The 26445-nt window shown below is 65.7% G+C and carries 30 protein-coding genes and 2 tRNA genes; 12 read left to right on the top strand and 20 right to left on the bottom strand.

Translation table 11 applies throughout. The annotated features are described in order from the left end of the window. Window positions 1-8: 8 nt before the first annotated feature. Both PV646_RS42315 and PV646_RS42320 read right to left on the bottom strand, forming a co-directional pair. The gene (locus PV646_RS42315; protein WP_500348542.1) at window positions 9-995 is read right to left on the bottom strand and encodes a response regulator transcription factor; all 987 of its coding nucleotides are present in this window, start codon (window positions 993-995) and stop codon (window positions 9-11) included. Next, window positions 988-1962: a sensor histidine kinase gene (locus tag PV646_RS42320; RefSeq protein WP_500348544.1), complete on the bottom strand. Its 975-nt coding sequence runs from the start codon at window positions 1960-1962 to the stop codon at window positions 988-990. The genes PV646_RS42315 and PV646_RS42320 overlap by 8 nt, the downstream gene beginning before the upstream one ends. A 315-nt stretch (window positions 1963-2277) precedes the next feature. On the opposite strand from PV646_RS42320, the gene PV646_RS42325 reads away from it, so the two are divergent. Beyond that, window positions 2278-2850, top strand: coding sequence for an NUDIX hydrolase (locus tag PV646_RS42325; RefSeq protein ID WP_500348545.1), 573 nt, complete (start codon window positions 2278-2280; stop codon window positions 2848-2850). Here PV646_RS42325 and PV646_RS42330 read toward each other — a convergent pair. Both PV646_RS42330 and PV646_RS42335 read right to left on the bottom strand, forming a co-directional pair. Then, window positions 2818-3990 carry a tetratricopeptide repeat protein gene (locus PV646_RS42330; RefSeq protein ID WP_500348547.1) on the bottom strand — a complete coding sequence of 391 codons (1173 nt, stop codon included), beginning with the start codon at window positions 3988-3990 and terminating at the stop codon, window positions 2818-2820. The genes PV646_RS42325 and PV646_RS42330 overlap by 33 nt on opposite strands. A gap of 146 nt (window positions 3991-4136) precedes the next feature. After that, a complete protein-coding gene (locus PV646_RS42335; RefSeq protein ID WP_500348549.1) occupies window positions 4137-4508 on the bottom strand; it encodes a helix-turn-helix domain-containing protein in 372 nt (123 codons plus the stop codon). A 152-nt stretch (window positions 4509-4660) separates the two neighbouring features. Here PV646_RS42335 and PV646_RS42340 point away from each other — a divergent pair, with 152 nt between their 5' ends. The 5 genes from PV646_RS42340 to PV646_RS42360 all read left to right on the top strand — a co-directional run bounded on the left by PV646_RS42340 (window position 4661) and on the right by PV646_RS42360 (window position 8570). Continuing rightward, window positions 4661-4942, top strand: coding sequence for a helix-turn-helix domain-containing protein (locus tag PV646_RS42340; RefSeq protein WP_500348551.1), 282 nt, complete (start codon window positions 4661-4663; stop codon window positions 4940-4942). Next, window positions 4939-5277: a WhiB family transcriptional regulator gene (locus PV646_RS42345; RefSeq protein WP_500348553.1), complete on the top strand. Its 339-nt coding sequence runs from the start codon at window positions 4939-4941 to the stop codon at window positions 5275-5277. The genes PV646_RS42340 and PV646_RS42345 overlap by 4 nt, the downstream gene beginning before the upstream one ends. Then, a complete protein-coding gene (locus PV646_RS42350) occupies window positions 5274-5603 on the top strand; it encodes a hypothetical protein (RefSeq protein WP_500348554.1) in 330 nt (109 codons plus the stop codon). Before PV646_RS42345 ends, PV646_RS42350 begins: the two co-directional genes overlap by 4 nt. Then, window positions 5600-6427 (top strand): hypothetical protein, encoded by an 828-nt coding sequence (locus PV646_RS42355; protein ID WP_500348556.1) that lies wholly within the window; start codon window positions 5600-5602, stop codon window positions 6425-6427. Before PV646_RS42350 ends, PV646_RS42355 begins: the two co-directional genes overlap by 4 nt. A gap of 199 nt (window positions 6428-6626) precedes the next feature. Next, window positions 6627-8570, top strand: coding sequence for an FtsK/SpoIIIE domain-containing protein (locus PV646_RS42360; protein WP_500348557.1), 1944 nt, complete (start codon window positions 6627-6629; stop codon window positions 8568-8570). Between the two features lie 189 nt (window positions 8571-8759). On the opposite strand, the gene PV646_RS42365 is transcribed toward PV646_RS42360, so the two are convergent. Together PV646_RS42365 and PV646_RS42370 are read right to left on the bottom strand one after the other, a co-directional pair. Next, window positions 8760-9749 carry a helix-turn-helix domain-containing protein gene (locus PV646_RS42365; RefSeq protein ID WP_500348558.1) on the bottom strand — a complete coding sequence of 330 codons (990 nt, stop codon included), beginning with the start codon at window positions 9747-9749 and terminating at the stop codon, window positions 8760-8762. A 168-nt stretch (window positions 9750-9917) separates the two neighbouring features. Further along, window positions 9918-10265 carry a hypothetical protein gene (locus PV646_RS42370; protein WP_500348560.1) on the bottom strand — a complete coding sequence of 116 codons (348 nt, stop codon included), beginning with the start codon at window positions 10263-10265 and terminating at the stop codon, window positions 9918-9920. A gap of 125 nt (window positions 10266-10390) precedes the next feature. Here PV646_RS42370 and PV646_RS42375 point away from each other — a divergent pair, with 125 nt between their 5' ends. Beyond that, window positions 10391-11542, top strand: a complete 1152-nt coding sequence (locus PV646_RS42375; protein ID WP_500348562.1) for an NsdA family TPR-like regulatory protein — start codon at window positions 10391-10393, stop codon at window positions 11540-11542. Here the strand turns inward: PV646_RS42375 and PV646_RS42380 are convergent. Together PV646_RS42380 and PV646_RS42385 are read right to left on the bottom strand one after the other, a co-directional pair. Next, on the bottom strand, window positions 11531-12817 hold the full coding sequence (locus tag PV646_RS42380) for a tyrosine-type recombinase/integrase (RefSeq protein ID WP_500348563.1): 1287 nt from the start codon (window positions 12815-12817) through the stop codon (window positions 11531-11533). The genes PV646_RS42375 and PV646_RS42380 overlap by 12 nt on opposite strands. Before the next feature lie 93 nt (window positions 12818-12910). Further along, window positions 12911-12985 (bottom strand) — tRNA-Ile (locus tag PV646_RS42385). A gap of 86 nt (window positions 12986-13071) precedes the next feature. Here PV646_RS42385 and PV646_RS42390 point away from each other — a divergent pair. Next, window positions 13072-13533, top strand: coding sequence for a GNAT family N-acetyltransferase (locus PV646_RS42390; protein ID WP_500348565.1), 462 nt, complete (start codon window positions 13072-13074; stop codon window positions 13531-13533). Here PV646_RS42390 and PV646_RS42395 read toward each other — a convergent pair. Both PV646_RS42395 and PV646_RS42400 read right to left on the bottom strand, forming a co-directional pair. Continuing rightward, a complete protein-coding gene (locus tag PV646_RS42395) occupies window positions 13488-14345 on the bottom strand; it encodes an oxygenase MpaB family protein (RefSeq protein WP_500348567.1) in 858 nt (285 codons plus the stop codon). The genes PV646_RS42390 and PV646_RS42395 overlap by 46 nt on opposite strands. Before the next feature lie 164 nt (window positions 14346-14509). Further along, window positions 14510-14585, bottom strand: a tRNA-Asn gene (locus tag PV646_RS42400). A 143-nt stretch (window positions 14586-14728) separates the two neighbouring features. Here PV646_RS42400 and PV646_RS42405 point away from each other — a divergent pair. Then, window positions 14729-15034, top strand: a complete 306-nt coding sequence (locus PV646_RS42405; protein ID WP_500348569.1) for a hypothetical protein — start codon at window positions 14729-14731, stop codon at window positions 15032-15034. Window positions 15035-15040: 6 nt separating this feature from the next. On the opposite strand, the gene PV646_RS42410 is transcribed toward PV646_RS42405, so the two are convergent. Genes PV646_RS42410 through dnaG form a run of 3 tightly spaced genes read right to left on the bottom strand, consistent with a single transcriptional unit; the run spans window position 15041 to window position 18195 of the window. Next, window positions 15041-15781, bottom strand: a complete 741-nt coding sequence (locus PV646_RS42410; protein ID WP_500348571.1) for a trans-aconitate 2-methyltransferase — start codon at window positions 15779-15781, stop codon at window positions 15041-15043. 24 nt (window positions 15782-15805) lie between these two features. Beyond that, window positions 15806-16306 (bottom strand): hypothetical protein, encoded by a 501-nt coding sequence (locus PV646_RS42415; RefSeq protein WP_500348573.1) that lies wholly within the window; start codon window positions 16304-16306, stop codon window positions 15806-15808. After that, on the bottom strand, window positions 16306-18195 hold the full coding sequence (gene dnaG, locus PV646_RS42420; protein ID WP_500348575.1) for a DNA primase: 1890 nt from the start codon (window positions 18193-18195) through the stop codon (window positions 16306-16308). Before dnaG ends, PV646_RS42415 begins: the two co-directional genes overlap by 1 nt. Before the next feature lie 35 nt (window positions 18196-18230). On the opposite strand from dnaG, the gene PV646_RS42425 reads away from it, so the two are divergent. Both PV646_RS42425 and PV646_RS42430 read left to right on the top strand, forming a co-directional pair. Further along, complete coding sequence (locus PV646_RS42425) at window positions 18231-19091, top strand: sigma-70 family RNA polymerase sigma factor (protein WP_500348577.1); 861 nt, start codon at window positions 18231-18233, stop codon at window positions 19089-19091. Between the two features lie 106 nt (window positions 19092-19197). Next, window positions 19198-19824 (top strand): dioxygenase family protein, encoded by a 627-nt coding sequence (locus PV646_RS42430; protein ID WP_189159930.1) that lies wholly within the window; start codon window positions 19198-19200, stop codon window positions 19822-19824. Between the two features lie 16 nt (window positions 19825-19840). On the opposite strand, the gene PV646_RS42435 is transcribed toward PV646_RS42430, so the two are convergent. From PV646_RS42435 to PV646_RS42445, 3 genes are all read right to left on the bottom strand, one after another. Continuing rightward, window positions 19841-20653: a class I SAM-dependent methyltransferase gene (locus PV646_RS42435; protein WP_500348578.1), complete on the bottom strand. Its 813-nt coding sequence runs from the start codon at window positions 20651-20653 to the stop codon at window positions 19841-19843. Window position 20654: 1 nt separating this feature from the next. Further along, entirely contained in the window at window positions 20655-21767 is a 1113-nt protein-coding gene (locus PV646_RS42440) for a class I SAM-dependent methyltransferase (protein WP_500348580.1), read from the bottom strand. An 86-nt stretch (window positions 21768-21853) separates the two neighbouring features. Then, the gene (locus PV646_RS42445; protein ID WP_500348581.1) at window positions 21854-22411 is read right to left on the bottom strand and encodes a carboxymuconolactone decarboxylase family protein; all 558 of its coding nucleotides are present in this window, start codon (window positions 22409-22411) and stop codon (window positions 21854-21856) included. An 85-nt stretch (window positions 22412-22496) separates the two neighbouring features. On the opposite strand from PV646_RS42445, the gene PV646_RS42450 reads away from it, so the two are divergent. Continuing rightward, window positions 22497-22673 (top strand): hypothetical protein, encoded by a 177-nt coding sequence (locus PV646_RS42450; RefSeq protein WP_500348583.1) that lies wholly within the window; start codon window positions 22497-22499, stop codon window positions 22671-22673. Here the strand turns inward: PV646_RS42450 and PV646_RS42455 are convergent. The 4 genes from PV646_RS42455 to PV646_RS42470 all read right to left on the bottom strand — a co-directional run bounded on the left by PV646_RS42455 (window position 22670) and on the right by PV646_RS42470 (window position 26398). Continuing rightward, window positions 22670-23188: a Scr1 family TA system antitoxin-like transcriptional regulator gene (locus PV646_RS42455; RefSeq protein ID WP_500348585.1), complete on the bottom strand. Its 519-nt coding sequence runs from the start codon at window positions 23186-23188 to the stop codon at window positions 22670-22672. The genes PV646_RS42450 and PV646_RS42455 overlap by 4 nt on opposite strands. A 66-nt stretch (window positions 23189-23254) precedes the next feature. Then, window positions 23255-24256 carry a serpin family protein gene (locus PV646_RS42460; RefSeq protein ID WP_500348586.1) on the bottom strand — a complete coding sequence of 334 codons (1002 nt, stop codon included), beginning with the start codon at window positions 24254-24256 and terminating at the stop codon, window positions 23255-23257. A 238-nt stretch (window positions 24257-24494) separates the two neighbouring features. After that, entirely contained in the window at window positions 24495-25733 is a 1239-nt protein-coding gene (locus PV646_RS42465) for a deoxyguanosinetriphosphate triphosphohydrolase (protein WP_500348588.1), read from the bottom strand. Then, window positions 25733-26398, bottom strand: coding sequence for a YdcF family protein (locus tag PV646_RS42470; RefSeq protein ID WP_500348590.1), 666 nt, complete (start codon window positions 26396-26398; stop codon window positions 25733-25735). Before PV646_RS42470 ends, PV646_RS42465 begins: the two co-directional genes overlap by 1 nt. Between the last annotated feature and the right edge of the window lie 47 nt (window positions 26399-26445).

A 26445-nucleotide genomic window follows, 5' to 3' on the forward strand; every position in this document is an offset into this window, starting at 1 on the left:
GGGGCTTGCTAGCCACGTATCTCGCCTGTGCGCTCAATGGCAGTGCGACCGTCACTCAGGGTGTTCTGATGTCGAGTCGCAAGACTCCGCGTCCTCTCAAGTACTACAAGTGGCATCAATGAGTCCGTCAAACAACCGCGACAAAATGAATTCACAACGACTAACCACTTCTTATAGACGGGCGCACGCTGAAAATTTCGCGCTACAACGTATGGAGAGGCAGAGGGGTCAACAGGTTCAGCAGGGAGAGAATATGTCGTCTTTCGAAACTGCTCAATAGCGGTGTCCTCATTTAAACTCTCCTTAAGACTGGATTTAATCGCCACCTCAACCCTCCCCACAATTCGATCGAGAACGTTAACGCTAACACGCAGACTGGACTTTACCTGCTTTTCGTTCAATTTCTCCAGCTTGACACCTCGCGAGTACGTCAGCTTTTCGGAAAATTCCTTATTCTCGCCAGCGTTCAACTGCAGCACAGTTTCCCATTCCAAATCAGGGACATACTTATCATCCAGCAGGTCAATGCGATGAATTCTGTACTCTACTCCGCACGACCAAGGCTTATACCACACCCCAGTATCCACAAGAAGAAATCCGTTCAGTTCCGGAAATAGCCCTTGATCAGCTATTGAGTATTGCAATGACTGTTCGAGTACAGCTGTCGCGAGACGGCCAATCTCGCCCTTCTCGAGATAGTCACTAAAACCAAGCGTGAGGGCATCCCCTACTTCACGCGCATCAGCCTCTCCTGTAAGCATAATTGCCCGAACGTCATCGCGTATGGCTCTCATCTGACGAAAGAGTTCGGTTCCAGACATCTCCGGCATTCGCTGATCCAAAAGCACTACTTTTACGAGCCCCTCCCGCACAATGCGTAACGCCTCGACAGGATTGTCTGTCGCAACGCTCTTTAGACCCGTACGACTTTGCACCAACGAAGCGAACAGTTGCGCTGTCTTTAGACTGTCATCTACGACCAGAACTTCAGTCATTGCTTCCTCCTCCCGGAAGAAGAACAAAGAAAGTCACTTTTTCTCCATCGATTCGATGTCCGATTTTCCCGTCTCGGTGGGCTGACACCATGACTTTGACTGAGGAGAGGCCCAATCCTTCATGGGCTCCATCCTTCGTTGTAAACCCTGGCCGGTAGATATCGTCGTCACCAATAGGCAGCAGCTCAGGAGTATTGATGACTTCGAAGCGAAGCACGTTTTCCTCAAGCCTAAGCAACTTCACTGAAATCTCCCCGCCACCCACATTGGATTCGACCGCATTCTCGACTAGCGGAAGAAGGACAGAAAGTATGTAACTATTACTATAGCCTTCGACAGAATCGGGCAAATCCATAGAAATAGAGGCATCTTTGAGCGACTTACGCATGTACATCCGGCAGCCTGAATCGAGCGTCTTAACGAGGGAGCGAGATTCCCACCCTAAGGGGCCGACGACTGATGCCACCTGACGGAATCCTCCAATGAAAGTCTTGCAGAGTTCAGCCGCTTCCAACACATCCCTTATAGACGCATCCCTGACCTCAGGATCACCAGCATTCTCCTTCAGCAATAATGCTGCGGTCTCGATTTGCGCCAGCGGCGTATTGAGTGCGTGGGATATTTCACGAACCGTAAGCCCCTGGTCAACAGAGGACACGACTGAGCCTGATCCAATTATTCGAGCATCAGAAGGAGGCCAGCTTTCAATTACTCGACTGACTATGGTTTGCGGCAGTTCACTAATAATCTTTGAAAGGTACCTCGAGGCGACATGCTCCCTGTCCTCTATTGTCCTGAACTCAATCTGCATCCTCTCAATCATGGATCTCGCATCTAACTCGCGCATTCTTGCCTCGTGCTCAAGAATTTTTGCCTGTCGCCGGAGGTAGAACTGGCTAAATAGCGTCCCAAAGGCGAACACCGCAGCTAAAGAGGAGAGCAAAGAGCTAGAGAGGGCCGCGCTCATAGCAATCAAGACTCCATTGCAGAATTTACTTAAAGATTGACTGACTTGACCTCGAGATCTACCACGATAAATGTGCCGACGAAATTCCGAGTTAATATTCCGCAGCGCCTCAAGCAATAACCACTTAACGCCATTTACAGTCAATTCTGCGACTATTGCAGGATTACCTGATGCAGAGTCATCCGGTTGACCCTAGCTAAATTCCACATCAGATCTCCTGACTTCCGACCTGCAGTCCGCTGCACTAATATCGGCCTCGCACGTCAACTTGTTACCAACCTAGTCGCCTGCCCTCATTTGCCGTAAGCTTCTCGCGTGACGGAGTATCCAAAGGAACTCAGTTGGAAGGTCCATGGCAAGCGGACCGTGTATGACAACAGGTGGGTAACCGTAGATCTGGTCGACGTCGAGCCGCCAGACGGCAGCAGGTTTGAGCACCATGTGGTGAAACTTGATCATGTTGCGGTATCCATGCTCATAAACAGCGATGAAGAGGTTCTAACTCTTTGGCGCTACCGATTTGTCACTGATCAATGGGGATATGAGCTTGTTGGCGGCCTCGTTGAGGAGGGCGAGGAACCCTCAACTACTGCGGCGCGCGAAACTGAAGAAGAGACTGGCTGGCGTCCGATCGGTGAACCGGAACACCTGGGCACCTTTCAGCCGCTCCCCGGCATCATCGACGCGCCCGTAGACGCGTACCTCTGGCGCTCGGCGGAAAAGGTTGGCGAGCCAACTGACGCAGAGGAAGCGGCGCGGATCGAGTGGATTCCAGTTGACCGCGTCCTGGATCTCGTCCGGCGCGGCGAGGTGCTGGGTTCTGGAGCGATCATCCCGCTGCTCTACTACCTAGCTTCACGCAATACCGGGGCCTCTGGGACCCGGTAGCTCCAGCTTCGCGAGACGCTGCCGCTGACGGTCAGACCCGATGCGCTTGGCGAGCTGCCGCGCCTTCTGCGCAAGCTCTACAGCTCCCTTGCTGTCGCCAGCGGCGGCGTAAGCGAACGCAAGATCCACGTAGGTGTTAGTCAGACCACGCACTGCTGACCGTTGCGGGTTGGCAAAGTCCCGCACAGCGGCCTCAAGCTGGGTGATCGCGTCGGCATCTCCCAGGCGCAGTAGCGCGTTGCCGCGCCATCGAATGAGCTGCCCGTCGTTGAGCAGAAGGAACGCCAGTTCGGGATCGGCCGGATTCGTTGGCAGCAAAGAGCTTGCGTCATCGAACGCGCGCAGAGACTGGTCACGTTGGCCAGCGGCGGCCAAACCCTCACCGTGCGCGGCGGCAAGCCAGCTCCGCAGCAATGAAGGCGCGCGATGCTCCGCGACATACCGCGCGTACTCCAGCAGTTCGACCGCCGCATCGGCCTCCCCGATATCGAGCAGGATCACGGCTTGCTGTGCTGCTGCATGCGCCAGCTGCGAAGGCGAATCCGCTTCTCTCGCAGAGATCTTCGCGTCCTCGTGGTACTGCCACGACTGCATCTGTGATCCACGATCGAGCGCTGTCCACCCTGCGAGCGTGCGCGCGTCGGTGAGGATCGTGGCCAGGCGCTGACGTAGGTGCGTGCTCACACTGAACACCTTCACGTCCTCGATCTGACGTACGAGGCTGTTGAGTTGGTCGAGCACCACGAGCGCGCCGAAGCGGTGGTCCGAGCTACGGAGATCGTTGACCTGTCTCTGGAACAGGTCGAGCATCCCGGCGTCGATGTTCTTCGCAACGAAGAGGCGATCGCGCAGCTCTTCGGCGGACTGGTTGAACGTCTCCGGCGGGAAGCCAAGCTCTTCGTTCGAGCGGCCGTACAACTCCCGAAACAGCCGCTGATAGCCCAGCTCTGCTACCTCGACGTGGCCGTTCTCCCAGCGGGAGATCATGATCGGCAGCGCCGACACGGACGCCACGGTGACGCCGATCTGCGGACCGCGTGTGAGGAAGTACCTGACGACGTGGTCCTGGGTATGGCCCAGCTCTTCGCGTACCGCCTGCAAGCGCGTTCGCGGCGGCTCTCCGCGCTTTCTCTTCGTCACGCTCCCCCGTTCCCCAACGGCCGTGACCTGCGGACTTAACTCGTCCTAACACGCGGCGTGTTAGCCGCGGGCAATTATTTCTACCCCCTCCCTAACCGTCTGCTGTTCCTATGACAGCGACACCGAAACCAATTAGCGAAATCCACCTAGTCGTTTTGACTACTCCTGTCGTCAAGGCGACTAGTCAGTGTTCCGACCTGGGCACGAAGTCCGCGGAGTTCACGAATGACCGTCTGAAGCAGCGGAACCAACGGGTCGAAGGACTCAGCCGACGGGGTCACCTCCGGCGGGCGCTTCCCTTGCAGCACAGCCGACAGGTGCTCCGGATGCCAGTCGAGCGCGATCGACAGAGCTTCGAGGGTGCGGGGGCTTCGCCGGCGCTTGATCCGGCCCTGCTGAATCTCGCGAACGATCGCATGCGATACGCCGGATCGTTCGGCAATCTCTTTTTGCTTCAAAGCCAGCTCGTTCGCGCGGGCATTGATTGCCTCCGCGACCGCCGACCAGTCCTCCGCCACGTGCGCCTCCGTGCTCCGCCTTAGCGCCGACATTAGCTCGGCTCTCAGACGGAAAGCGGACTTAGCGCAGACATCAGCGGAGAATCGCTAGTTATTGCCGCCAATGTCAGCGCCTTCATCGAAGAAATCGGTCTTCTGAAGGGCTTACAGCAATGACATCGAACAACACGGCGGGTGAACCCTCGCCGATCTTCTACACGGTGACAGAGGCTGCGCGGATCTTGCGAGTCGACGCGGCCACCATCTACCGAGCGATCAGGGAGGACGCGTTTCCCGCTGTGCGGGTGCGCACCAGGTACGTGGTCCCTGCGCGGGCAGTCGAGGAGCTTGCCCGGCAGGCGGCGGAGTCCAGCGGCGTTGTCGACGTCGCGCAGATGGCCGCCGACCGTCGCAACGCCCGTGACTTCGAGCGGGCGACCGGGGGTGCGTGGTGAACCCGGAGAACTACTACGAGGTGGTGGCGGCCGAAATGGACCGCTACGCGAAGGTGCCGGACGAGGTCCTGTTGGAGATCGTGACGCGCGACGGTGCGTGCATGTGGTTGTGGGCCAACGAGGACGGCCCGGAGTGGGAGACGGAGAAGATCAGCGACCGCGAGGCCGCCGCGCGGTTGTGCGCGGACTGTCCGGTCCGGGGCGTGTGCTTGGAACTGGAGTTGCGCACGGCCGGTGAGGCCACCGTGGGTGTGTGGGGTGGTCTGTCGCAGGACGACCGCCGCGAGGTGTTCCGGGTGTGGCGTGCTCGCCGTGAGGGTGGTGAGTCGTCATGACGATCAACCTGACTCCGACGCAGATCCTCGCTGTGGTGGGTGTGGTCGTGGTGCTGCTGTGGGTCTGGCGGGCGAGTGCCCGGCGGGCGAAGGCAGCGGCGGGCGCGGCGCGTGCTGGTGCTCGGTTGCTGTCGCTGACCGGGCGGGTGCTGCTGATGGCCGGGGCGATCGTGGGTGTGCAGTGGGTGGTGATCACGCATCCCGGTGACACGACGTTGTTGCTCGTGGTGCTGGGTCTGCCCGCGTTGTTCGCGGCGTACACGCTGACGAAGGCGCTGACGATCACCGCGCATGAAGGTCCGCGTGGCCGGGGTGAGCGGCGATGAGGACGCTGGAGAGGGTTCGGGAAGGGGTGGCCGCCTTCGGGCGGCCACCCGCCGCCCCGGCAGCCGAGAGGCTCGCTGCTGACGCGGCGGAGGCTGCGGAACTACGGGCGTACGCGACGCATCCGGACGTGATCGCGCTGCGGGTCGAGCGGGTGCGCGCTCAGGTGGACCGGTTGTGCTGGTCGGGGATCGTGCTCGGTCTCGGGTTCACGATGACCAACGTCCAGAGCTTCGCTGCGGCAGGCACGCCGGCTTGGTCGCTGCCGTGGCTGGCAGCGTGGCTGCTCGATCCGACGGTGTCGCTGGTGCTGCTGGCGATCCTGCGAGCCGAGCAGGTCACCGCGCGGTACCGGGTGCGCACGGGTTCATGGACGAGGCGGGCGAAGTGGTTCACGCTCGCAGCCACCTACGTCATGAACACCTGGCACTCGTGGGCGGCCGGTTCGGTGTCCGGGGTCGTGTTGCACTCGGTCCCGCCGCTCGTGGTGTTCGTCGCCGCCGAGGCGGTCACGGATCTACGGGACAAGCTCACGGAGGCCGTTGCGGCGGCGTTCACGGAAGCGTCCACACGCGCCACAACTGTCACCGCGGACTTGAGTGCGATCCCTGTTCATGAGCACCGAGAACCTAAGCGGAGCAACAACAAACGGCCTCAAAAGCGGGTGTCTTTTGCGGACTACCTAGGCGTGGCACGTGAAGCGTGGTCGCCTGGTGTCGACGTGAGTCCAGCATGGGTCCGTGGCGTCACCGGTTGCTCGCGCGGCCTGTCGCCTCGGGTGTCAGCCGCTCTGTTGGCGGAGTTGGCCGGTGGTCCCGATGAGTGAGCACGGGCAGGAACTCACTGGCACGGGCCAGACGCTTCCGGTTCGAACAGTGTTCGAAGGCGATTTCGTGAACGATGGCCCTGTCGTGCCTCCACCATCGTGGCGGCAAAGGTTCGTGAACGCGTGGCTTCGTTCACCGCGTGTACCGCTGTGGGCGAAGAGCCGCGTTCACGTGGTGCAGGCCGCGAAGGACCTGACCGTGACCGTGCTGCGTTCACCGTTCCGGTTCCTCGGAGTTGTGGTGCGGGGCCTGGTGGTCGCGGTGCGGTGGTGGCGGTCCTGGGTGACTGTGCGGGACTACCGCGATGCTGCCGAGCAGTCGGAGAAGCTCGCCGACAAGTTCACCGACATCCGCGCGCTGACGCTGTTCCGGTGGAAGGTCACCGGGGCCGTGGCTGCCGTGGTGCCAACAGCCGGCCTGGTGCTGTGGTTGCTCTACGGGCCGCGTGCGCTGTGGCTTGCCGGATTGGTCGTGGCGGTGGCGCTGGCTGTACTCGGACGTCAGCGCGACGGCAGCCCTGGACGGCGTGCGGTGCTCTCTGGACCGCGCACGCTGACGTGGACGATGGACCCGCAAGTCCTCGTGGACGCGTTCCGGGACGCCAAGCTCATCGGCAAGGACGAGACACTGCGCCTGGTCGAGCGTGCTACCCGGCAGGGCGAAGGTTGGGCGGTCACCGTCGATCTCCCAGCAACGCGCAAGGCGGTCGACATCGTGAAGAACCGCGACGCGTTGGCGTCCGCACTCGCAGTCGATGAGATCCAACTCAACGTGGAGCGCGTCCGGGGCAACGGTGGTCATGCCGGACGGGTGGCGCTGTGGGTGGCCGATGAAGACCCGTACAGCGCACCACCGGTCCGGACACCGTTGCTTGCGGCGGAGCGGTGGGATGCGTGGCGACCGGTGCCGTTCGGTACTGACGCACGTGGCCGTCGGATTGATCTCCCTCTGGTGTGGACGTCTGTTCTGATCGGCGCAATTCCCAGGCAGGGCAAGACAATGGCCGAACGACTGGCCGCCGCGGGTTTGATCTTGGACCCGCACGTCCGGCTCTACATCGCCGACTTCAAGAACGGAAAGGACTGGAAAGCGGCCGAGCAGGTGGCGCATCGGTTCATGGCCGGAGACGACTCCGAGTACGTGCGGACCTTCGTGGATTGGCTCGCCGAACTCGTGGCCGACGTCCAGGCTCGATACCGCCGCATGCAGGAGCTCGACGACGTCACGTGCCCGGAGTCCAAGGTCACTCCGGCGATGTCCCGTGACCTTGCGTTAGGAATGCCGATCACCGCGTTGGTCGTGGATGAGGTCCAGATCCCGTTGGAGGACAGGACACCTGTTGAGGTGCACGGCAAGAAGCTCACCGCCGGCGAGTACTGCGGCGAGCTGCTGATGTGGCTCGCCAAGAAGGCTCCGGCAGCTGGCGTGATCCTGGTGCTCGCCACACAGCGTCCGGACGGCAAGACCATCCCGTCTGGGCTGCGGGCAGTGCTCGGCTCACGGTTCGCGCTGCGAGTGATGGACTGGCGCGACAGCAACATCATCCTTGGGGAGCAGATGAACACCCGAGGCTACGACTCCAGTCGTTTGCTGCCCTCCCACAAGGGTGTCGGCATCCTGCGGCCGGACGGTGAAACCCAAGCAGGAGCGGACGTACTGGCGTTGACAGTGCGGACGTTCTACATGCCCAACGAAGACTGGCGGGAGATCTGCGTACAAGGCCGCGTGCTACGCGAACAGGAGGGGACGCTGTCCGGTCATGCAGCCGGGCACACCACGCGGCCTATGCTCGACCACGCCACTGTGGCCAAAGCGATCGGCAGCGTGACAGGAGCCCGTTCCGAGGGTGCGGAGTTGCCCGAGCCCCTGGCGTCCGTTGTGGACTACCTCGCCGACGAACTCAGCGGGGACGACAGCCGGGACTTCGTGCCCACCGCCGAACTCGTAGCCGCACTCAACATCGAGCCCACCGCGTTCGGGCGTGACATGGCGGAGATTGGTTGCCGACCGACGCGAGACCGTGTGACCGACGGCGACCGAGTCCGGCAGGTGCGCGGCTACGACGTCGCCGACATCCGCGCAGCGATCGAGCGCGCACGGAACTCGGCCATCGACGGTGAGGTGATCGAGGATGACCAGTGACCCGTCACGAACTGTCCCAGCGGCCAATCGTCCCGTCACACCCCGTGTGACAGGACCCAAACCGGCTCCTAGCTGCGCGTATGAGCCGCCGTGACGGGTTCCAGGTGTGACGGGCAACCCGTCACAAAGCCTGGAAATGCCCCTGTGCCGCGCTGTCCCAAGGGACGGCGCGGCACACCCGTCACATCCTCAATCCGTCGCGACGTCCTTGAAGTACTGCGCCGCTTTGACGATCCATCCGGTAGTCACGGCCTCCGGAAGTGCCACGGTCACCAGTCGCTCGAACGTGTCCGCGTACGGTCGCCGTTCAAGTTCGCTCTCCAGCCACGTCCCGCCGTGCAGGCTGTCCAGGTACACCACGTCATCGAACTGCGGCTCACGGAACGACAGCAACGCGAACGAGGCCGCTCCCGCGAACGCGCCTCTCTTATCCGGCACCAGGAACACCCGTGCGCCCTCAAGTTGGGCGAACGACGCCAGTTGGAACAGCTGATCTGCCATCACCAGAGGACCACCAACGGCACGCCTCAAGACGGCCTCGCTCAGGACGACGTCCATCCGGAGCGATGGGCCGTTGGCCAACTGATGCACCGCACCCGCACGGCGGTCCTCCGAGTAGTGGCGGTGGCCCTGTTCCGACACCGATTCCACCTGCGCGCTTCTGATCGCGATCGCGTACTCCGGTGTCCAGAGCAGCGGTGGCAGTACGTCGAGCGCTACAGCTCGGACGTAGTTCGCTTCGGCCTCGACCTCGGGATATGTCCAACCAACGCAATGCGCGGTTCCTCTTGCCAGCAGGTCGAACGTCACGGGATCGAGTGCCCGTTGCGCTCCCCAGAACACCGGGTCCCGCCGCACAGCGTCGATCCCGTAGACGAGGGCCAACGCCGTCACCTCGGCGTCCATGATCGGGACGAGGCCGTTCTGCATCGTCGACGTCTTGGCAGCCGACCAGTGCACGCGCTTGGTCACCTCGTCGAGACTAAGTCCACTTTCTTTGCGCCACAACGCAAGCGCGCGAGCCACCGCCCGGTTTTGAAGGTTGGACTTGAAGTTCTTCGGCATCGTTCGCGCATCCAGATGATCATGACGTTTGAAGTCGGTGGCCTGCGGAGTGGGAAGGGCCGAGCGGTGCACGGAACAGACACGCCTCACAAGGCATGCCCTCTCCTGGTGCAACCAAGTCGGCAGTGCCGCGTTCGATTGCCAGGCCGCACAAGGCGGTCAGCCGTTCGGGAACCTCACCGGTGGCTGGAGTCGGCATCACGTGACAGGTCCGCAGTGACTCGCCGACGAGTCCCCGCCGCAGACGAACGAGCAAGAACGCGGAAGCTGGCTGCATCGCGATCACCGCTGATTCGAAGAGCCGTGCGCCGCTAGCGCCGACCCATCACGTCGGTGCCGACCAGCAGAAGTGATCGCCTTGAACTCGTGTGTGTCGTCATCCCGCGCGGCAGGCACGACGAACGCGTCTTGCTCGGACGGCTCCTGTCGTTCGCTGGCGGCCTCAAGCTCATCGACCAGGTCCAGCAGCTCATCACGCACCACGCCGATGCGCTGAACCAGCTCGGAGCACCGCCGGACGTAGAGCCTGCCGAACGCCACGACGTAGAGCGGAGGCAGCAGGAGCCAGAGAAGGAACAACAGAAGTCCAGTCGCGTCCCACACCATGACCTCACCCGCCCGCATCGACATCGGATCAGCAGACATCAGCGTCTTGCACCGCAGATTGGGTGTAAATGGCCTGGCAGCGACCTACAGCGACATGAATCGACCTACACTTGTTGGCGCTGACATTAGCGAGACGGAGAGGTCAGCCGATGAGTTCGTCAGATCGAAGCGAGCGGCCGGGAACGTTGTTCGGGGAGTTGCTCCGTCAACGGACGCAAACAGCCGAGGAGTTCAGCCGCGAAGCGGAACGGTTCGCCCGCGAACACGGCATCCGAGCGACGCTCGGCCCGCGTCATGTTCAGCGTCTTGCGGCTGGCGTTCGCGCAGATGGCCGTCCGCTCGGTCCGCCTCGGCCGATTACTCGCCGACTGCTCGAAGAGATGTTCAACCTGCCGATCACCCGGCTTCTCGAACCCGCGCAGGTACCGGTTTCTTCGGCGTCGGACGACCTGGAGTTGCAGGCTCGTATAGCCGCAGGACGCAACATCGACGAGAGGACCGTGCAGCTCTTCCATCACCAGCTCGACATCACCCGCGTGATCGACCGCCGGCTGGGCGCACCCGCATTGCTCGGTCAGCTTCGTGCGCAGATCGACCAGATAGACGGCGTACTGGATGACGTCCTCGATCACTCGACTCAGTCGAGCCTCGCCGCCGTGTTGGTCGATGCTTCCGCACTTGCCGGATGGCAGTCGCTTGATCAAGGGCTCACAAGCGATGCGTGGACGTACTACAACCGAGCCATTCGGGCAGCGAGGCATGCGCAATCACCCGCGCTGGAGGCATACGCGCGTGCAGGGCAGGCCGTCGTGCTGCTCGACATCGGCGAGACGCAAGCCGCCGTCGAACTGACCGCAGATGTGCGTACGAACGCGAAGGGCCGAGTTCCCGACCTGCTGTTCTCATGGCTTTCCGCGGGCTACGGCGAAGCGTGCGCGGCGAACGGCGAACACCGCAGGTCGATGCGTGCATTTGATGAGGCCGCGCACTCCATGCCAGCTACGGACAACGGGGACACGCCCTATCTCGTCTTCGACACCACCCACCTGTCTCGCTGGCGCGGTAACGCCCTTGCCCGGCTCGGTGTCCGTGAAGCGATCGGCGTTCTCTCCGCCGTGTTGGAACAGCTCGACCGCAGCTTTACGCGTGCCGAGACAACGCTGCGGGTTGACCTCGCTCAGGTGTTCATCGCGACTGGCGAGAGAGACGCAGCAGCCGCGCACATGGAACGTGCGCGGCTGCTGGCGGCTCAGGTGGGTTCGGTGCGTCAGCGCAAACGCCTCACGGCCCTAGTCGGCTGACTTCTTCGGCTTCCGCTTCGGCATGCGGGAGCCGAGCAGTTCGGCCGCCTTCCGATCGGAGGCGGCGACCCAGGCCGCGTAGACGCGCAATGTCGTCGCGCCACCACCGCCGTGGCCCAGTCGTCCCGCCACGGTCCTCAGATCCACACCAGCGGTGAGCAGTTCGGTTGCCGAGTAGTGCCGCAGGGCGTGAATGTGGGTCTTGATCCTCAGCCGCTCCGCCATGTCCTTGTAGCGGCTCGATACAGCGTGCGGCGAGTAGGGCACGGTCGCGTCGATCTTCCGCACGCCGGTGAAGACGTACATGTCGTCGGTCCGTTCGATGCCGAGTTCCGCGAACCGCTCTTCACATCGCTGCCGGTGCTCCATGAGCAGCACCACTGTCTCGGTGTCGAGCGCGATCCGGCGCATTTGATGGGTCTTGGTGTCCTTCTCCTTGCCGACACCTCGACGCAGCGTGTAGCTACGCCGGACCTCGATCACGCCCTCGTCCAGATCAACGCGCGACCACTTCAGTGCGCAGATCTCGCCACGGCGCACACCTGTGGTCATCACGAGCCACACCAGCGTTCCCCAGTCGTCATCCATGACGAACGCTTCTTCGACCAGTCGCGCAGCTTCAGCGGGCGACGGCGGGTCCGGCTGTGGTGGCTTCTGCTGCGGCTTCTTCGCCACCTTGGCCGGATTGCTCGTGACCCAGTCCCATCGGACCGCAGCGTTCATGACGCCGCTGATGATCGCGTGAATCTGCCGCACGGTCGAAGCTGCCATCGGAGAACACTTGTGCGCCTTGCACTTCGCTTCCTTGCAGTCGTGCTGACCCTCTGCCTTGTGCTGCTCCACGAACGGCTTGCCATCGCACCGGGTCCGGCAGCGGCGAAGATCCGCGTAGAGGTTTTCGAGCATGCGCGCAGTCAGCTTCTTGACCTGGACCTTGCCGAGCGCGGGACGGATCGTGCGTTCGACGTACCCCTCGTAGCCTTCGCGCGTGGTGTCCTCAAGATCAGAGGTCCGCAGCCACTCATCAATGGCGTACGAGAACGACACCGTGGTGCTGGCCGCCCGTTGCGCGTCGACCTCAGCGAGTAGCCGCGTCTGCGCTTTGTCGGCCGCCTTGTAAGCGGCTTTGTTCGTGCCCTTCACCGACTCGGTGAGATAGACGTCCTTGCCTGTAACCGGGTCCTTGCCCGCGAAGACGCGGACCTGAAGCGAGTTGCCGCGAACGCGGATGCTGCCTCGCGTCCGGCGGTCTTCGGAGCCGTCTGCCCTGGTCATGACCTCATGGTCAACCCGGTGTCAATGGACAGCACCATGGACAGACGATCAAGTCTGGATCTTGGAAGAGCCCATTTGCCCTGGTAGTTCTAGTGGGGAAGGTGGGGCTCGAACCCACGACCTGACGGATTATGAGTCCGCTGCTCTAACCAACTGAGCTACTTCCCCCCGGCTCACGCTGCGTGGTGGAGGATACCGATCACGCCGAACGGGCCTTGCGCACCCCCGTGGCGAGCGCCACATAGGGTGGACGCGTGCGTTTGACCCTCCGCGACTTCAGCCCGGCGGACGAGGCCGGGGTGCTGGCGTTGTTCGCCGACTGCGACGACTGGTTCCAGGCCGCCACCGGGCATCCGTCCGGGCCCGGTGACGTGCAGAGTCTCTTCTACGCGTTGCCCGAGGGGGCCGCGTTCGAGCAGAAGCACCTGCTGGTCGCGCAGGCGCAGGGCATGATCGGGTTCGTCGACCTCGTGCTGCACCACCCCGTGCCGGGTGAGGCGAGCATCGGGTTCTTCCTGGTGCCGAAGGACCTGCGGCGGTGGGGTATCGGGCGGGAGATGGCGAGGGCTCTGGTCGAGCGCTTTCCGGACGTCACGCGGGTGCACGTGCGGCTTGACGGCTTTGAGCCCGGCAACGAGTTCTTGAAGGCCATGGGCTTCGTGCTCAACGGTCAGCGGGCCGTGCTGGACGTCGCGCCCAGGTCCGACGGCCGGTAGCCGCGCGGGTAGCCCGGGTACGTGCGGTTCGGGGTGCTGGTGAGTTTCAGGGTCTTGCGCACCGGTAGCCGGCGCACGACGAAAGCCCTCACGCGCAGCGCACGCCTGCCCGCGGCGCCGACCCAGGCGCGCGGCTCCGCGAACCCGAACGCGCGCACCATCGCCGGGTCCAGCATCGCGACCACGGCCCGTGCGACAAGCGGCCGAACGACGGACGGGTACCAGGAGCAGAAGAGGTCCAGGGTGTACTGGCCGATGCGGCGGTTCGACGGCGCGAACACGAAGTGCTCCTGCTCGTAGGCCGTCTTGAAGGCCAGGAACTCGTCGTAACCCGACGGGATCTCGCGGATGCCCATGCGGGCGCCGACCGCGCGGTAGAAGTGGAAGCCCGCCAACTGTTCGGTGCGGGTCAGCGGGCGCCAGCCGTACCGCGAAAGCCACTCGATCGGGTCAAAGATGAACGTCGACAGGACGTAGAGCATGTCGTCGTTCGAGATGTCGTAACGGCCGTGCTGCCGGTTGACCACGCGCAACGCCTCGCGGCCGCGCGGGGAGTCGTAGCCGTGCTCCACCAGTTCGGCCATCAGGACCGCGGTGTCGTCGTAGCGCTTCTGCGGGCGCCGTTCGAACTCTCCGGTGCGTTCCAGCAGACCCGAGATCGTCGGGACGCAGTACGTGCGGAACAACGCCATCTCCAGCGACTTCTGGTAGTCCCACGGGAACTCCAGGCCGGCCGAGATGCGCATGATCTCCTCGTGGTCGGCCACGGGGTCGAGTGAGGAGATGCGGCGGAGGTTCGCGAAACGGGCCATGGCACCAAGCTGACCCACGGCCGGGCAAAGCAAAAGACCCCAGTCCGGTGGACTAGGGTCGTCGGGGTCCGGGGGCTAGCCCCCGCAACAGTGGGGGTGTGGGGGGGGCGTCGCCCCCCACGAAGAAAGAAGAACAGCCGCAAGACGTAGTCTGGCGGCTGTGATGGCTCCCCCAACTGGACTCGAACCAGTAACCCTGCGATTAACAGTCGCATGCTCTGCCAATTGAGCTATGGGGGAATGTTCTGTTGTTCTAGCTTGTCAGGCTTGGTTCCTCCTGACAGTGGGTAACTCTACATGAGCCGCGAAAGGGGTTTTGCAACCACCCCCCACTTGGCGGCAACACAGGGCTTGACCAGGCACGATGCGAGAGGAGACGCCACATGAAGGGCATCTTGGTGGGCGCGGCGATCGGCTACGTGCTCGGCGCGAAGGCCGGACGGGAGCGTTACGACCAGATCGTGCGCCTCTGGCACCGCTTCACCGCGAACCCGACGGTGCGCAGGACGGCCGCCCAGGCGAAGGACAAGGCGTTCGAAGCCGCCGTCCAAGCCAAGGATCTGGCTGCCGATGCCGCAGGTAAGGCCGCGGATGCTGCGGGAAAGGCAGCCGAGAAGGCTCCCTGGAAGCACCAGGAGGAGACGAACGGCAAGGCCTTCGTTCCTCCCACGACGACCCCGCGGACGTGACGGGCTTCACACCCGGGCGACCGCGAAGATCCGCCTGAAAGGGAACCAAGTGGTGCCGTCGGCTCGCTGCGGGTACGCCTCGCGCAGCCGCGGCGCCAGTTCCGCCACATAGGCGTCCCAGTCCGCTGAGGACAGTGCCGCCCGCACGGGCCGCAAAGCCGTGCCACTCACCCATTCGAGCACCGGGTCCTGGCCGGACAACCGTTGCACGTACGTCGTCTCCCAGACGTCCACAGTGGAGCAGCCGCCGAGCAGGTCCGCGTACTCCACGGGGTCCAGAACCGGCTTGTCGGCACGGAAGACGTGCGCCAACCCCTCCCCCGCCACCTCACGGATCAGGCGGTGCGACGGGTCCGCGTAGTTGCCGGGGACCTGGAACGCGAGCCACGCCCCGGCGGGCAGGGCAGCAGCCCAGCCAGACACGATCGAGGGATGTTCCGCGACCCACTGCAGGACCGCGTTGGACACCACGACGTCGGTGTCCGGCAACGGTTTCCACGTCGTCACGTCGTCCACGCGGGCATCAACACCGGCCGCACGCGCCGCCTCAACCATCTCCGGCGACGAGTCGAAGGCCTCGACCACGGCTGACGGCCACCGCTGCGACAGCGACGAGGTCAGGTTGCCGGGCCCACAGCCCACATCGACGACGCGGCGGGGCTCATCAGCCCGCACGCGCCCCACGAGTTCGTAGAACGGCCTCGCCCGGTGATCGGCGAAGGCCAAGTACTGCGCCGGATCCCACATGCGGCTAACAGTACACGCGTACTGCTAGCCCGCAAGCTTCGCGACGAACGGCAGGACGGCCTCGCGCACGGCAGCCAGGTCGACACCGGCGTCCCCGCGCGCCTGCCACACCACGCCGTCCTTGCCGGGGATCTTGCGCTGCAGGATCCACACGCCGGGCGACTCGACGCGTTCCCGCGCACGGATCGACCCCTCGACGCGCTGGCTGATCGCCCGCAGGACACTTTCCGGTTTGTCGAGCGGGAACCGGTGTGCGGGAAGGTCTTCCAGCAGGACGACGGGCCCCTCGGTGGACGCTTCCACGGCCTCCACCAACCGCAGCGCGCCTTCCCACTTGGCCTTGCTGATCAGGTGCCAGCCGATCCGCCGCGGCTCGGAACCCGGCACCCACAGCCCGAACGACGTCACCACCAGGTGACCACCGGACTGCACGGCGGCGTGCGCGATCACCGTCTCCTCCGGCTCGAGCACGCCCGTGAACCCGTCCGGCGCACCGTTGCCGAACAACCGTCGGAACAACCCCACTACAGCACTCCCGCGCTCTGCTGCAGGAGCGCCTTGCGGTACTCCTCCAGCGCCACCAGGTCACCCCACAGCGCCCGGTACTCGTCGGCGTCCTTGATCGGGGACAGCCGCCGCAGACGTGACTTCACGTCCTCGACCTGCTTGCCGACCTGGACCTCCTGCAGGCGCGCGATCACCATCGACACGTAGCGGAACTCGTCGTTCTGCTTGACGGCCAACGGTTCCACCGCGAGCTCGGTCAGCACGGACCGCACCGACGCGTGCGAACACGCCTGCGAGATCGCGTCCAGGTACGCGGAGCCCTCAAGCCCGCAGGACGCGCCACCGGCTTCGCGGATGGCCCTGTGCAGCGCCACGTACGCCGGGTCGGTGAAGGACTCGTCCGGCAGTGAGTCGTACAGCGGTCCCGCGTACTCGGGCAACCGCAGCGCGATCTTGAGCACCTCGCGCTCGAAGATCAGCCTCGGGTCGCGCGGGTTCGGCCGGGCCGGACCGTCGACCTCCACGCCCAGCGCCATCTGGTTCGGGTCGACGCGGTGAGGAGCGGCGACCGGCCCCTTGCCGCTGGAGACCTGACGCACCCGGCGCACGACCATCGCCTCGTCGTCCCAGCCCACCCACCAGGCGAGGCGCGTCGCGTAGCCGTCGCGCTTGGCCCTGTCCTTGATCTGCCCGACGAACGGCACCATCTTCTTCAGCGCCTCGACGCGGCCGTCGACGGAGTCGAGGTCGTACGCCTTGAGCTGCGCCTTGATCGCGAACTCGATCAACGGGATGCGCCGCGCCACCAGGTCGCGCACCGCCACGTCGCCCTTGGCCTGCCGCAGCTCGCACGGGTCCATGCCGTCCGGCGCGACCGCGATGTAGGTCTGCGCGGAGAAGTGCTGCTCCCCCTCGAACGCCTTCAGCGCGGCCTTCTGGCCCGCCTCGTCGCCGTCGAAGGTGAAGATGACCTCGCCGTTGACGTCGTCGTCGATCAGCAGCCTGCGCAGCACGTTCATGTGGTCCGTGCCGAACGCCGTGCCACAGGACGCGACCGCCGTCGGCACGCCCGCGAGGTGCATCGCCATCACGTCGGTGTAGCCCTCGACGATCACTGCCTGCTTGCGCTTGGCGATCTCGCGCTTGGCCTGGTCGAGGCCGAACAGCACCTGCGACTTCTTGTAGATCATCGACTCGCTGGTGTTGAGGTACTTCGCCTGGATCGGGTCGTCGTCGAAGATCCGCCGCGCGCCGAACCCGACGACGTCGCCGCTGATCTCCTTGATGGGCCACAGCAGCCGCCGGTGGAACCGGTCGATCGGCCCCTGACGGCCTTCCTTGACGAGCTGCGACTTGATCAGCTCCTGCAGCTCGAACCCGCGCCCGAGCAGGTGCTTCGTCAGCTTGTCCCAGCCGCCGGGGGCGAACCCGCAGCCGAACTGACGCGCCGCGGCCTCGTCGAACCCGCGCTCGGCCAGGAACTCGCGCGCCGGCTGCGCCTCGGGCGTCGCGAGCTGCTCGGCGTACCACTCGGCGGCCGCCTTGTGCGCCTCGATGAGCCTGCTGCGCGTGCCGCGGTCGCGTTGGATCGTGGCGCCGCCGCCCTCGTAGACCAGCTGGATGCCCGCCCGGTCCGCGAGCCGCTCGACGGCCTCCACGAACGACAGGTGCTCCACCTTGGTCACGAAGGAGATCACGTCGCCGCCCTCACCACAGCCGAAGCAGTGGTACGTGCCGTGCGACGGGCGCACGTTGAACGACGGCGACTTCTCGTCGTGGAACGGGCACAACCCCTTGAGCGCGCCTCCGCCGGCCCGTTTCAGCGAAACGTGGTCGCCGACGATCTCGTCGATGCGGCTGCGCTCACGCACCAACGCGATGTCGCTCTCCCTGATGCGTCCTGCCACAGGCCCGAGTCTAATCCCCTGGCAAACTGCCGACCGTGACCACCGCCGACGTCTTCGGACTCCACCGGACGCACCTGCTCGGTGTCGCCTACCGGCTGACCGGCAGCTTCGCCGACGCCGAGGATGCCGTGCAGGAGGCGTGGCCCCGGTTCGCGAAGGCCGAGGGCGTGCAGGACGCGCGCGGCTGGCTCACCACCGTCGTCAGCCGCATCTGCCTCGACCGGTTGCGCTCCGCGGCCGTGCGCCGGGAGACCTACGTCGGCTCGTGGCTGCCGGAACCGCTGCTCACGACCGGCGAGGACGACCCGCTGGCGAGCGTCGTGCAGGCCGACGGCGTGCGGATGGCCGCCCTCGTCGTGCTCGACCGGCTCACCCCCGACCAGCGCGTCGCGTTCGTGCTGCACGACGCGTTCTCCTTGCCGTTCAACGAGATCGCCGACGTGTTGCAGATCTCGGAGGCCGCCGCGCGCAAGCACGCCTCCCGGGCCCGCAAGGCCGTCGCGGACGCCGAACCGCCACCCCGCGCCGCGCTGACCGAGCAGCAGGAGGTGCTGGAGAAGTTCCTGCGGGCCATGGCGAGCGGGGACCTCGACGGCGTGCTCGCGCTGCTGCACCCGGACGCGGTGATGATCGGCGACGGCGGCGGCAAGGTGCGCACCGCGGTCAACACGGTCTCCGGCGCGGACAAGGTCGCTCGCTTCTTCCTCGGCCTGATGCGCAAGTACGGCTACCCGGAGGAGCACCGGCCGATGTTCGTCAACGGTGACATCGGCGTGGTCATGCCGGCGTACGGCGAGGTGACGTCACGTGTGACGGCGTTCACGGTGCACGAGGGCAGGGTCGCGGCCATCTACGACATCGCGAACCCGGACAAGCTCACGCACGTCGTGTTCTGACCCTTAATGGTCTGGACCGTAACTGGAGCCGGGATCGTTTCGGGGCTAACGTCCGACGCGCTGCCCAAGCCCCCTGCCGCGGGTCGCGACCACCGGAGTTCGAACCATGCCCGAACACGACATCCCCTCACGCCGGGCGTTCCTGGCGACCGGTGCGGCCGCAGTGGTCGCACTGACCGCCGCCGGCACCACCACGGCGCGCAGCGCGCCTCTCCCCCTGACCCCGACCTGCGTCGATGACGACGACACCCCGTCGAACATCGAAGGTCCCTACTTCAAGCGGAACTCCCCGCAGCGCACCAACCTGCGCACGCCCGGCGTCACCGGGATCGTGCTCAGCATCACCGGGTTCGTCTACACGATGAAGTGCAAGCCGATCCCCAACGCGCTGCTGGACTTCTGGCAGTCCGACGACCGGGGTGTGTACGACAACACCACGTTCAAGATGCGCGGCCACCAGTTCACCAACGCCTCCGGCGCGTACGTGCTGGAGACGATCGTGCCCAAGGACTACCCGGGCCGCACACCGCACATCCACGTCAAGGCCCAGCCGCGCGGCGGCCGGATCCTCACCACGCAGTTGTTCTTCCCGGACAACCTCAGGGCGTACGGGATGAACGTGCCCTACCTGAACCGGCGTGACGCCTACCTCGACCGGGAGTGCGAGGTGGAACTCGGCCCGCTCGTCGGCAACCGCTACACGGCCAAGTTCGACTTCGTCCTCGACATCTGACCGACCACCCCAGAGCTCACCAACGCATCCGCAGCAGCTTCCCGACGTCGCGGAGCTTCGGGATCGCGCTGACGACCTTCATCTGGATCCTGCCGGACCTGGGCAACGCGTCCAGGTGCGGCAGGTCCACGCTGCGCCATTGGTCCACAGTGGTCAGTCCGGCGCGCAACACCTCGATCTCGTGCGGATCGTCGACGCCCCAATGCAACGTCGCGCCGGCGTTGCGCACGGCAGGGACGAGCTTCTGCAGCTTGATCCCCCACGAGCCGTAGACGTCGAACAACAGCTCACCGCTCGCGAACCTGCTGGTGATCCTGCTGATCAACGCGTGGCCCTCCGCCTGCGTCAGGTACATCGACAGGCCCTCGAACACCGCCACCACCGGACGGTCGGCGGGCACCTCGGCGAGCCACGCGTCCTCGGTGACCGACGACGCCACCAGCCGGTAGTCACCCTGCGGCTCGGGCAGGAGCTTGTGCCGCAACGCGACGACGTCCGGCATGTCGACGTCGACCCACCGCACGGTGTCGGGCCGTTCGACCCGATGCGCGCGAGTGTCGAGCCCGCAGGCCAGATGCAGCACCGTGCACGACGGGGTGCGCCGCAGGAACTCGCGCGTCCAGTCGTCCAGCACCCTGCCGCGGATGGCGACACCGACCGCGGAGGTCGTGTTCATCCCGGTCTTGCCGAAGTCGTAGTCGATGCGGTCCACGGCACGCTTGGCCTCGGCGTCGTGCAGCACGGACGCGGGGCGCTCGCTGTCGAGCGCCCGGCCGTAGAGCGTGGCGAGCATGGTCTCCTGCGCACCGGTCAGTGCGACCTTCTCCACGTCAGATCGACTCGCCGCGGCGGATCACGTAGGTGAAGCTCTCCCAGTCTTCGCCGGCCATGTCGTCGGGCACGATGTCGACGACCTGCGAGCCGCAGTGCGTGAAGAGCAGCCGCACGAGGTTCGAGTCCACGCCGAACATCTCGATGCCACCGTCCTTGCGCTCGTGGGGCGCCTGCCGGGCCTCGATGACGATCTCCCGCTCGGGCGCGGACGGGAGGGCGACGGCCTCCGGCTCCACGACCACGCCGGTCCGCACGGGCGTGCTGCCGACCGCGGCCCACCAGGTGACGCCTTCCTGCACGACGTCCAGTTCGAGGTCGTACTCCCCGGTCTCCTGCGGCGCGACGACGTCCAGCTCCAGTTCGACGGCGGCACCGGGCGCGAGGTCGTGCGGCAGGTCGGTGCGCCCGTCGTCCCAGGTGACCGCCTCGTCGCCCCGGAGCCAGTGGTTGCCGAGCCTGATCAGCTGACCGGACGACCAGGTGTGCGCGCTGAGGTTGGTGAGCCGCACCCGCACCGTCACGGCCTGACCGGCACCGACGGGAGTGGGCACGTCGATCAGCTCGATGCCGGCCCGCATGCCCTCCTCCGTCAGCACCTCGCGCCTGGTGGGCCGGCAGGGGAGCTGGAACACGAGCACCCCGCCCGGCCGGACGACCCGCTGCAGCTCGACCAGCGCCGCCAGCTGAAGGGCGGGTGGCGAGTGCTGCAGCGAGATGAGGCTGAGCGCGGAGTCGAACGACTCGTCGGCGAAGGGCAGCCGATATCCGTCGTAGGCGACGAAACTGACCCGGTCGGGGAACCGGTTGATCCGGTTCGCCTCGTCGACCATCGACTGCGCGACGTCGACGCCCACGACCTCGTGTGCGTGCGCGGCGAGCGCGTTGGACAGGCGTCCGGCGCCGCATCCGAGGTCGATCACCCGTTCCCCGAACGACAACCCGTTCCGGTCGACGAGCTCGCGCACTCCCGCGATGGGCTTGATCCCGGTCGCGAGGAACTCCTCGAGCTCCCACCCGCCGTGCCGGCGATCCGGATCGGTGAGCACCGCCCACAGCGGGTCCTCCCGCCCGAGGTCCTCCCAGGTGGACTTGAACCGATCGACCGGCATGGCGTTGCTCCCCAGGTGTGCGTTGCTTGGTGTTTCGCCGGGGAACTCTAGCCCTCTCGCTCGGTCCGCGTTCGCGAACGGAACGTCTAGGGCATCGGTACGCGGCAGGCGTCGCCGCTGGTGAAACCCTGGTCCTTGATGTCGAACGCGCTGTTGAACCGGGCCCGCTGGTTCTCCAACGCGATCTGGTAGGTCAGCGCGACGAGTTCCTTGTGCCCCAGCAGCTTTTCCAGCTCGGCGACCTGCTCGTCGGTGACGGCGACGGGCGTCTCGGTCATCGCGTCGGCATAGGCGAGCGCCTTGCGTTCGAGGTCGGTGAACAGCGGCGAGGTGGCGTAGGAGTCGATGTGCTTGAGGCGTTCGACGTCGAGTCCGCCGTGCTTCATCAGCATGGCGCCGAAGTCGACGCACCACGAGCAGCCGAGCCGCACGGCCGTCCGGTAGACGCACAGCTCGAACAACGGCCCGTGGATCGCTTTCTTGACCGCCAGCTCGTGCCGGGCGCTCGCCATCAGCAGTTTCGGGTGGTGCGCCATCACCGTGACCGGCTCCGGCACCGCGCCGAACTGCCGCCGCGCGAACCAGTAGACGGCCTTCAGCAGCAGGCCCGCGTCGTTCTTCGTGACTCCCTTGATCCTCGTCATGCCCTGTGGACGAGGCAGCCCGCCGGAACGTGACAACACCTTTGGGTGACTGGGGCGCGAGCCGGTCTACTCATAGGGTCCCTGCATGAGCAACGACTTCGTGCTGGACTTGGACCACGAGTCGGCCGGCGTGCTGGCGGGAACGCTGCTGGCAGGCGATTCGTGCGCGGTCCCGGTGCGGCACCAGAACGTCAAACTGCTGCTGTGCGCGCTGCCGGGTGAGGACGGCATGCGCCTTTTCCTGCGCCGCAACACGCCTTAGCGGTCGTATTCGGCCACGTAGTCCATGAGCACGTCGCGCGACTTCTCGTTGTCGAGCGCGACGGCGTGCATGCGCTGGAAGATCACCACGGCCCGTTCCACGGTCGCCTCGTCGCTGGCGAGCGTCCAGTTCGCGAGGTAGACCAACGGCGGCTCGTGCTCGTACTGGACGAGCGCGTAGTCGAGCCCGACGGCCGCCGCACCGCCCGCGCTGGCAGGCACGATCCTGATCAGCGGCGCGTGGAACAGCAGGTGCAGGACCTGGTCCTCCATCAGCCGGTTGCCGCCGACGACGGTGCGCAGCGCGTACTCGTGGATGAAGAACACGCACTGCGGCAGCACGCCGTCGCTCTGGAGCTCGGGCGTCGGCGCGAGGCCCAGCGCCTCGGCCAGCGCCTTCGCGTAGCACTCGGTTCTGAGCAGGACGGGAATGGTGACGCCGCTGAAGCAGGTGATCCGCGTGGCGCCCGCCGCGGCGAGCACGACGAGCTGCTCGCCGGCACCGTGCTGGGTCATGCCTGGAACGGTAAAGCCATGATCATGATCTCGCCGCGCGAAACGCCCGCCCTACAGGGCGAACCGTCACGGATGGGCGACCTGCGCGAGGAAGTAGATCGCGCCTGACCGAGCGTGCCGCACCGCGAGCAGGAACGGCCGGTCGACCTTCACGACGACCGGGTCCACCGGGATCTCGAAGGACACCGTGCGGAACGTGACGGCGGTGGCCGCCGCGCCTTCGAGCCCCTGCTCGTCCAGCCGCAGCACGGCCTCGTGCACGACGTCGTCCACGAACATCCGCTCGTCCGGCGAGAGGCCGGAGAAGTCGGCGTCGCGCGCGAACATGCGCTCGACCCCCAGGCGCCGCAACGTGTTCTTGAGGTTGAACCTCGCGCGCACGTCCACTTTGGGCAGTGAGAGTTCGAGACGGGTGAAGGCCGGCGCGGTGAGCGCGGACGGGCTGAGCGGCTGGTCGAGCGAGGTGTCGGGCAGCAGGATCACGGTCTCGACACCGGAGTCCGCGGGCAGCACGATCGTCTGCCAGCCGTCCCGGCTGGCGTAGCGGAACTTCTCGGTGACCGTCATCGTCGGCACGTCCACGTCTCCGCCGGGCGCGTGGAACGGTTTCGCCTCGACCTCGGTGAACGGGTTCAGCCAGCCGACCTTGAGATACAGGGCGTTCACGATGATCGCGGCGGCGTCGGCGGGCGGTGGGTCCGTCAGCAGTTCGGGGATGAGGCCGCGGGTGGTCTCGGCGACGTCGGTGTTGACGAGCTTGCGGACGGTCGAGGGATCGGAGAACGCGGTGCGCCGCACCGAACCGGCGAGCGGGAAGTCCGGGGCGATCGTGAGGTCGTCGTCGGCCCACAGCGTGTTGGCGACGGCGAGTTCGGGGACGTCGAGGGCGTCCGCGGCGTCGAACCCGGCGAGCAGCCCGTCGAGTTCGGCACGGGTCTCGCCGCGGGACGCCTCCCGGGCCAGCGCGAGCGCACTGGCCACCGAGAACGGTGACCAGCACGCGTTCGAGGACGGATCAGGTACGGCGACGCGGTGCAGGTTGAGGGCGAAGTCGGCCTGATCGGTCACGGGAACTCCTCATTGCCTCGGATCTGGCAGTGCCATCACGATCGGATCGTCCGGGACGGGCCGCTCTCCCGCTCCTCCCATCGGCCCGGAAGGCTTGGGGTGCCGGGGTTCGCGCACACCGGCCGAACCGTCGTCGTCCCCCTGGTCGTCGAAGCCCACGGGCACGGCTTCCCTGCTCGGTCTCCGCCACGGCCATGGCCGGCCCGGCGGTCTCGATTCGTCCGCCACGGGTTCGAAGCTACGCCGATGCGCGGTGCCAGGCCACGGCTTGCGCGTCGGTGAGCAGCGCGACCTGGTCGACGACCACGCGAAGCCGTGCCGCGTAAGAGGAAGCGGCCGCGAACACCGGGCGGAACGCGGGGTCGAGCAGCGTGGGCCGTTCCAGCAGACGGCCCACCAGGTCGGTGATCAGGTCGCGTTGTGTCGCCTGCATGGCCAGGCGCGCCGGGTCGCTCATCACGTACCGGACGGCCATCGCCTTGAGCAGCGCCACTTCCGCCGCGACCTGCTTCGGAACCTCCAGCGCGGCGTTGTACCTCGTCAGCGCGCCGTCGCCGTGCACGGCCCTGGTGGCGGTGACGGCGGCGGAGGCGAACCGGCCGACCAGTTCGCTGGTGAGGTTCTTCAACGCCACCTGCGCGCCGAGCGAGCCGTCGTACTCGCGGTCGGTCCAGTACGCGATCACCGGCAGCTTCAGCAGTTCCTCGGCCGTGGCCTCGAGCGTCGCGACGGACTCGTCGGAGAACGTCTTCGCGGCGAGCGACGCGATGGCGCCGCGTTCGTCGGGACGGGCCAGCGCGCCGAGGCTGATGCGGTGCGCCAGCACGCCGTCCTCGACGTCGTGCACGGAGTACGCCACGTCGTCGGACCAGTCCATCACCTGCGCCTCGATGCACCGCTCACGTTGCGGCGCACCGGCACGCATCCACTCGAACACTTCGAGGTCGTCGTCGTACACACCGAACTTCACCGTGCCCGGCGTGCGCGTCCACGGGTACTTCGTCGACGCGTCGAGCACCGCGCGTGTGAGGTTCAGGCCGTGCGCTGTCTTCGGTTCGAGGCGCGCGAGGATGCGGAACGTCTGCGCGTTGCCCTCGAAGCCACCGCACGGGCCGGCGAGTTCGTTCAACGCCCTCTCGCCGTTGTGCCCGAACGGCGGATGCCCGATGTCGTGCGCGAGCCCGGCCGTGTCGACGATGTCCGGGTCGCAGCCCAGTTCCTCACCGATGCCGCGGCCGATCTGCGCGACCTCCAGCGAGTGCGTGAGGCGGGTGCGCGGCACACCGGTGACCTCGGAGCCCTCGCCGGGGCCGACGACCTGCGTCTTGCCGGCGAGCCTGCGCAACGCCGCGGAGTGCAGCACGCGGGCCCGGTCACGGGAGAACGGCGTGCGCGTGTCGGTGCGGGCGCCCGGCAGCGCGGCGCTCTTCGGGTCTTCGGGGAGCAGGCGCTCCGCGTCGTGGCCGGTGTATCCCATCAGCCGATTTTAGGGAGGTTGAGCTCCTCGAACACGCCGGCGTGCGCCTTCATCAGGCGGTAGTAGAGCAGGGCTCCGGTCTCGCGCTTGATGTAGAACCACTGCGTCTCGCGCGTCTGCACGTTCGGGCCGCTGCGGGTCGGCGACGTCCACGCGTGCAGACCGGCGTCCTCGGCCATCGTGCGGGCGCGCAGCGAGTGCCACGGGTCGCTGACGATCACGGCGGTCTTCAGGTCACGTTCCTTGGCGACGGACGCGACCGCGCGCAACGATCCGAGCGTGTCCGCGCCCTCGCCGACCTGCAGCACCCTGTCTTCCGGCACACCACGCTTGACCAGCCACAACTTGCCGACCTGACCCTCGGTGAAGTTGTCACCGGGCTGGCGGCCACCGGTCGTCGCGATGTAGCCGACGACGCCCTCCTGGTAGAGGCCGAGCGCGTGCTCCAGCCGGGCCGCGAGCACGTCGGACGGGACGCCGTTGTACTGCGCGGCGCCGAGCACGATCGCCATGTCGGCCTTCGTCCAGTCGTCCACGCGCGCGACCTGCCAAACGCGGAACGCCGTACCGGCGCCCACGAGCACGCCGATGACCAACGCCCCGAAAACGAGGCGCAACACGATCCGGCGAATCCGGGCGAGTGGTCTGAGGGGCGTGGTCCGCACACCCCGCATGCTTCCAGACCGGGCGGGTGTCGCGTTGACGCCCCTGC

It is taken from the genome of Streptomyces sp. ID05-26A (genome assembly GCF_033794685.1).
Lineage (GTDB): Bacteria > Actinomycetota > Actinomycetes > Mycobacteriales > Pseudonocardiaceae > Lentzea.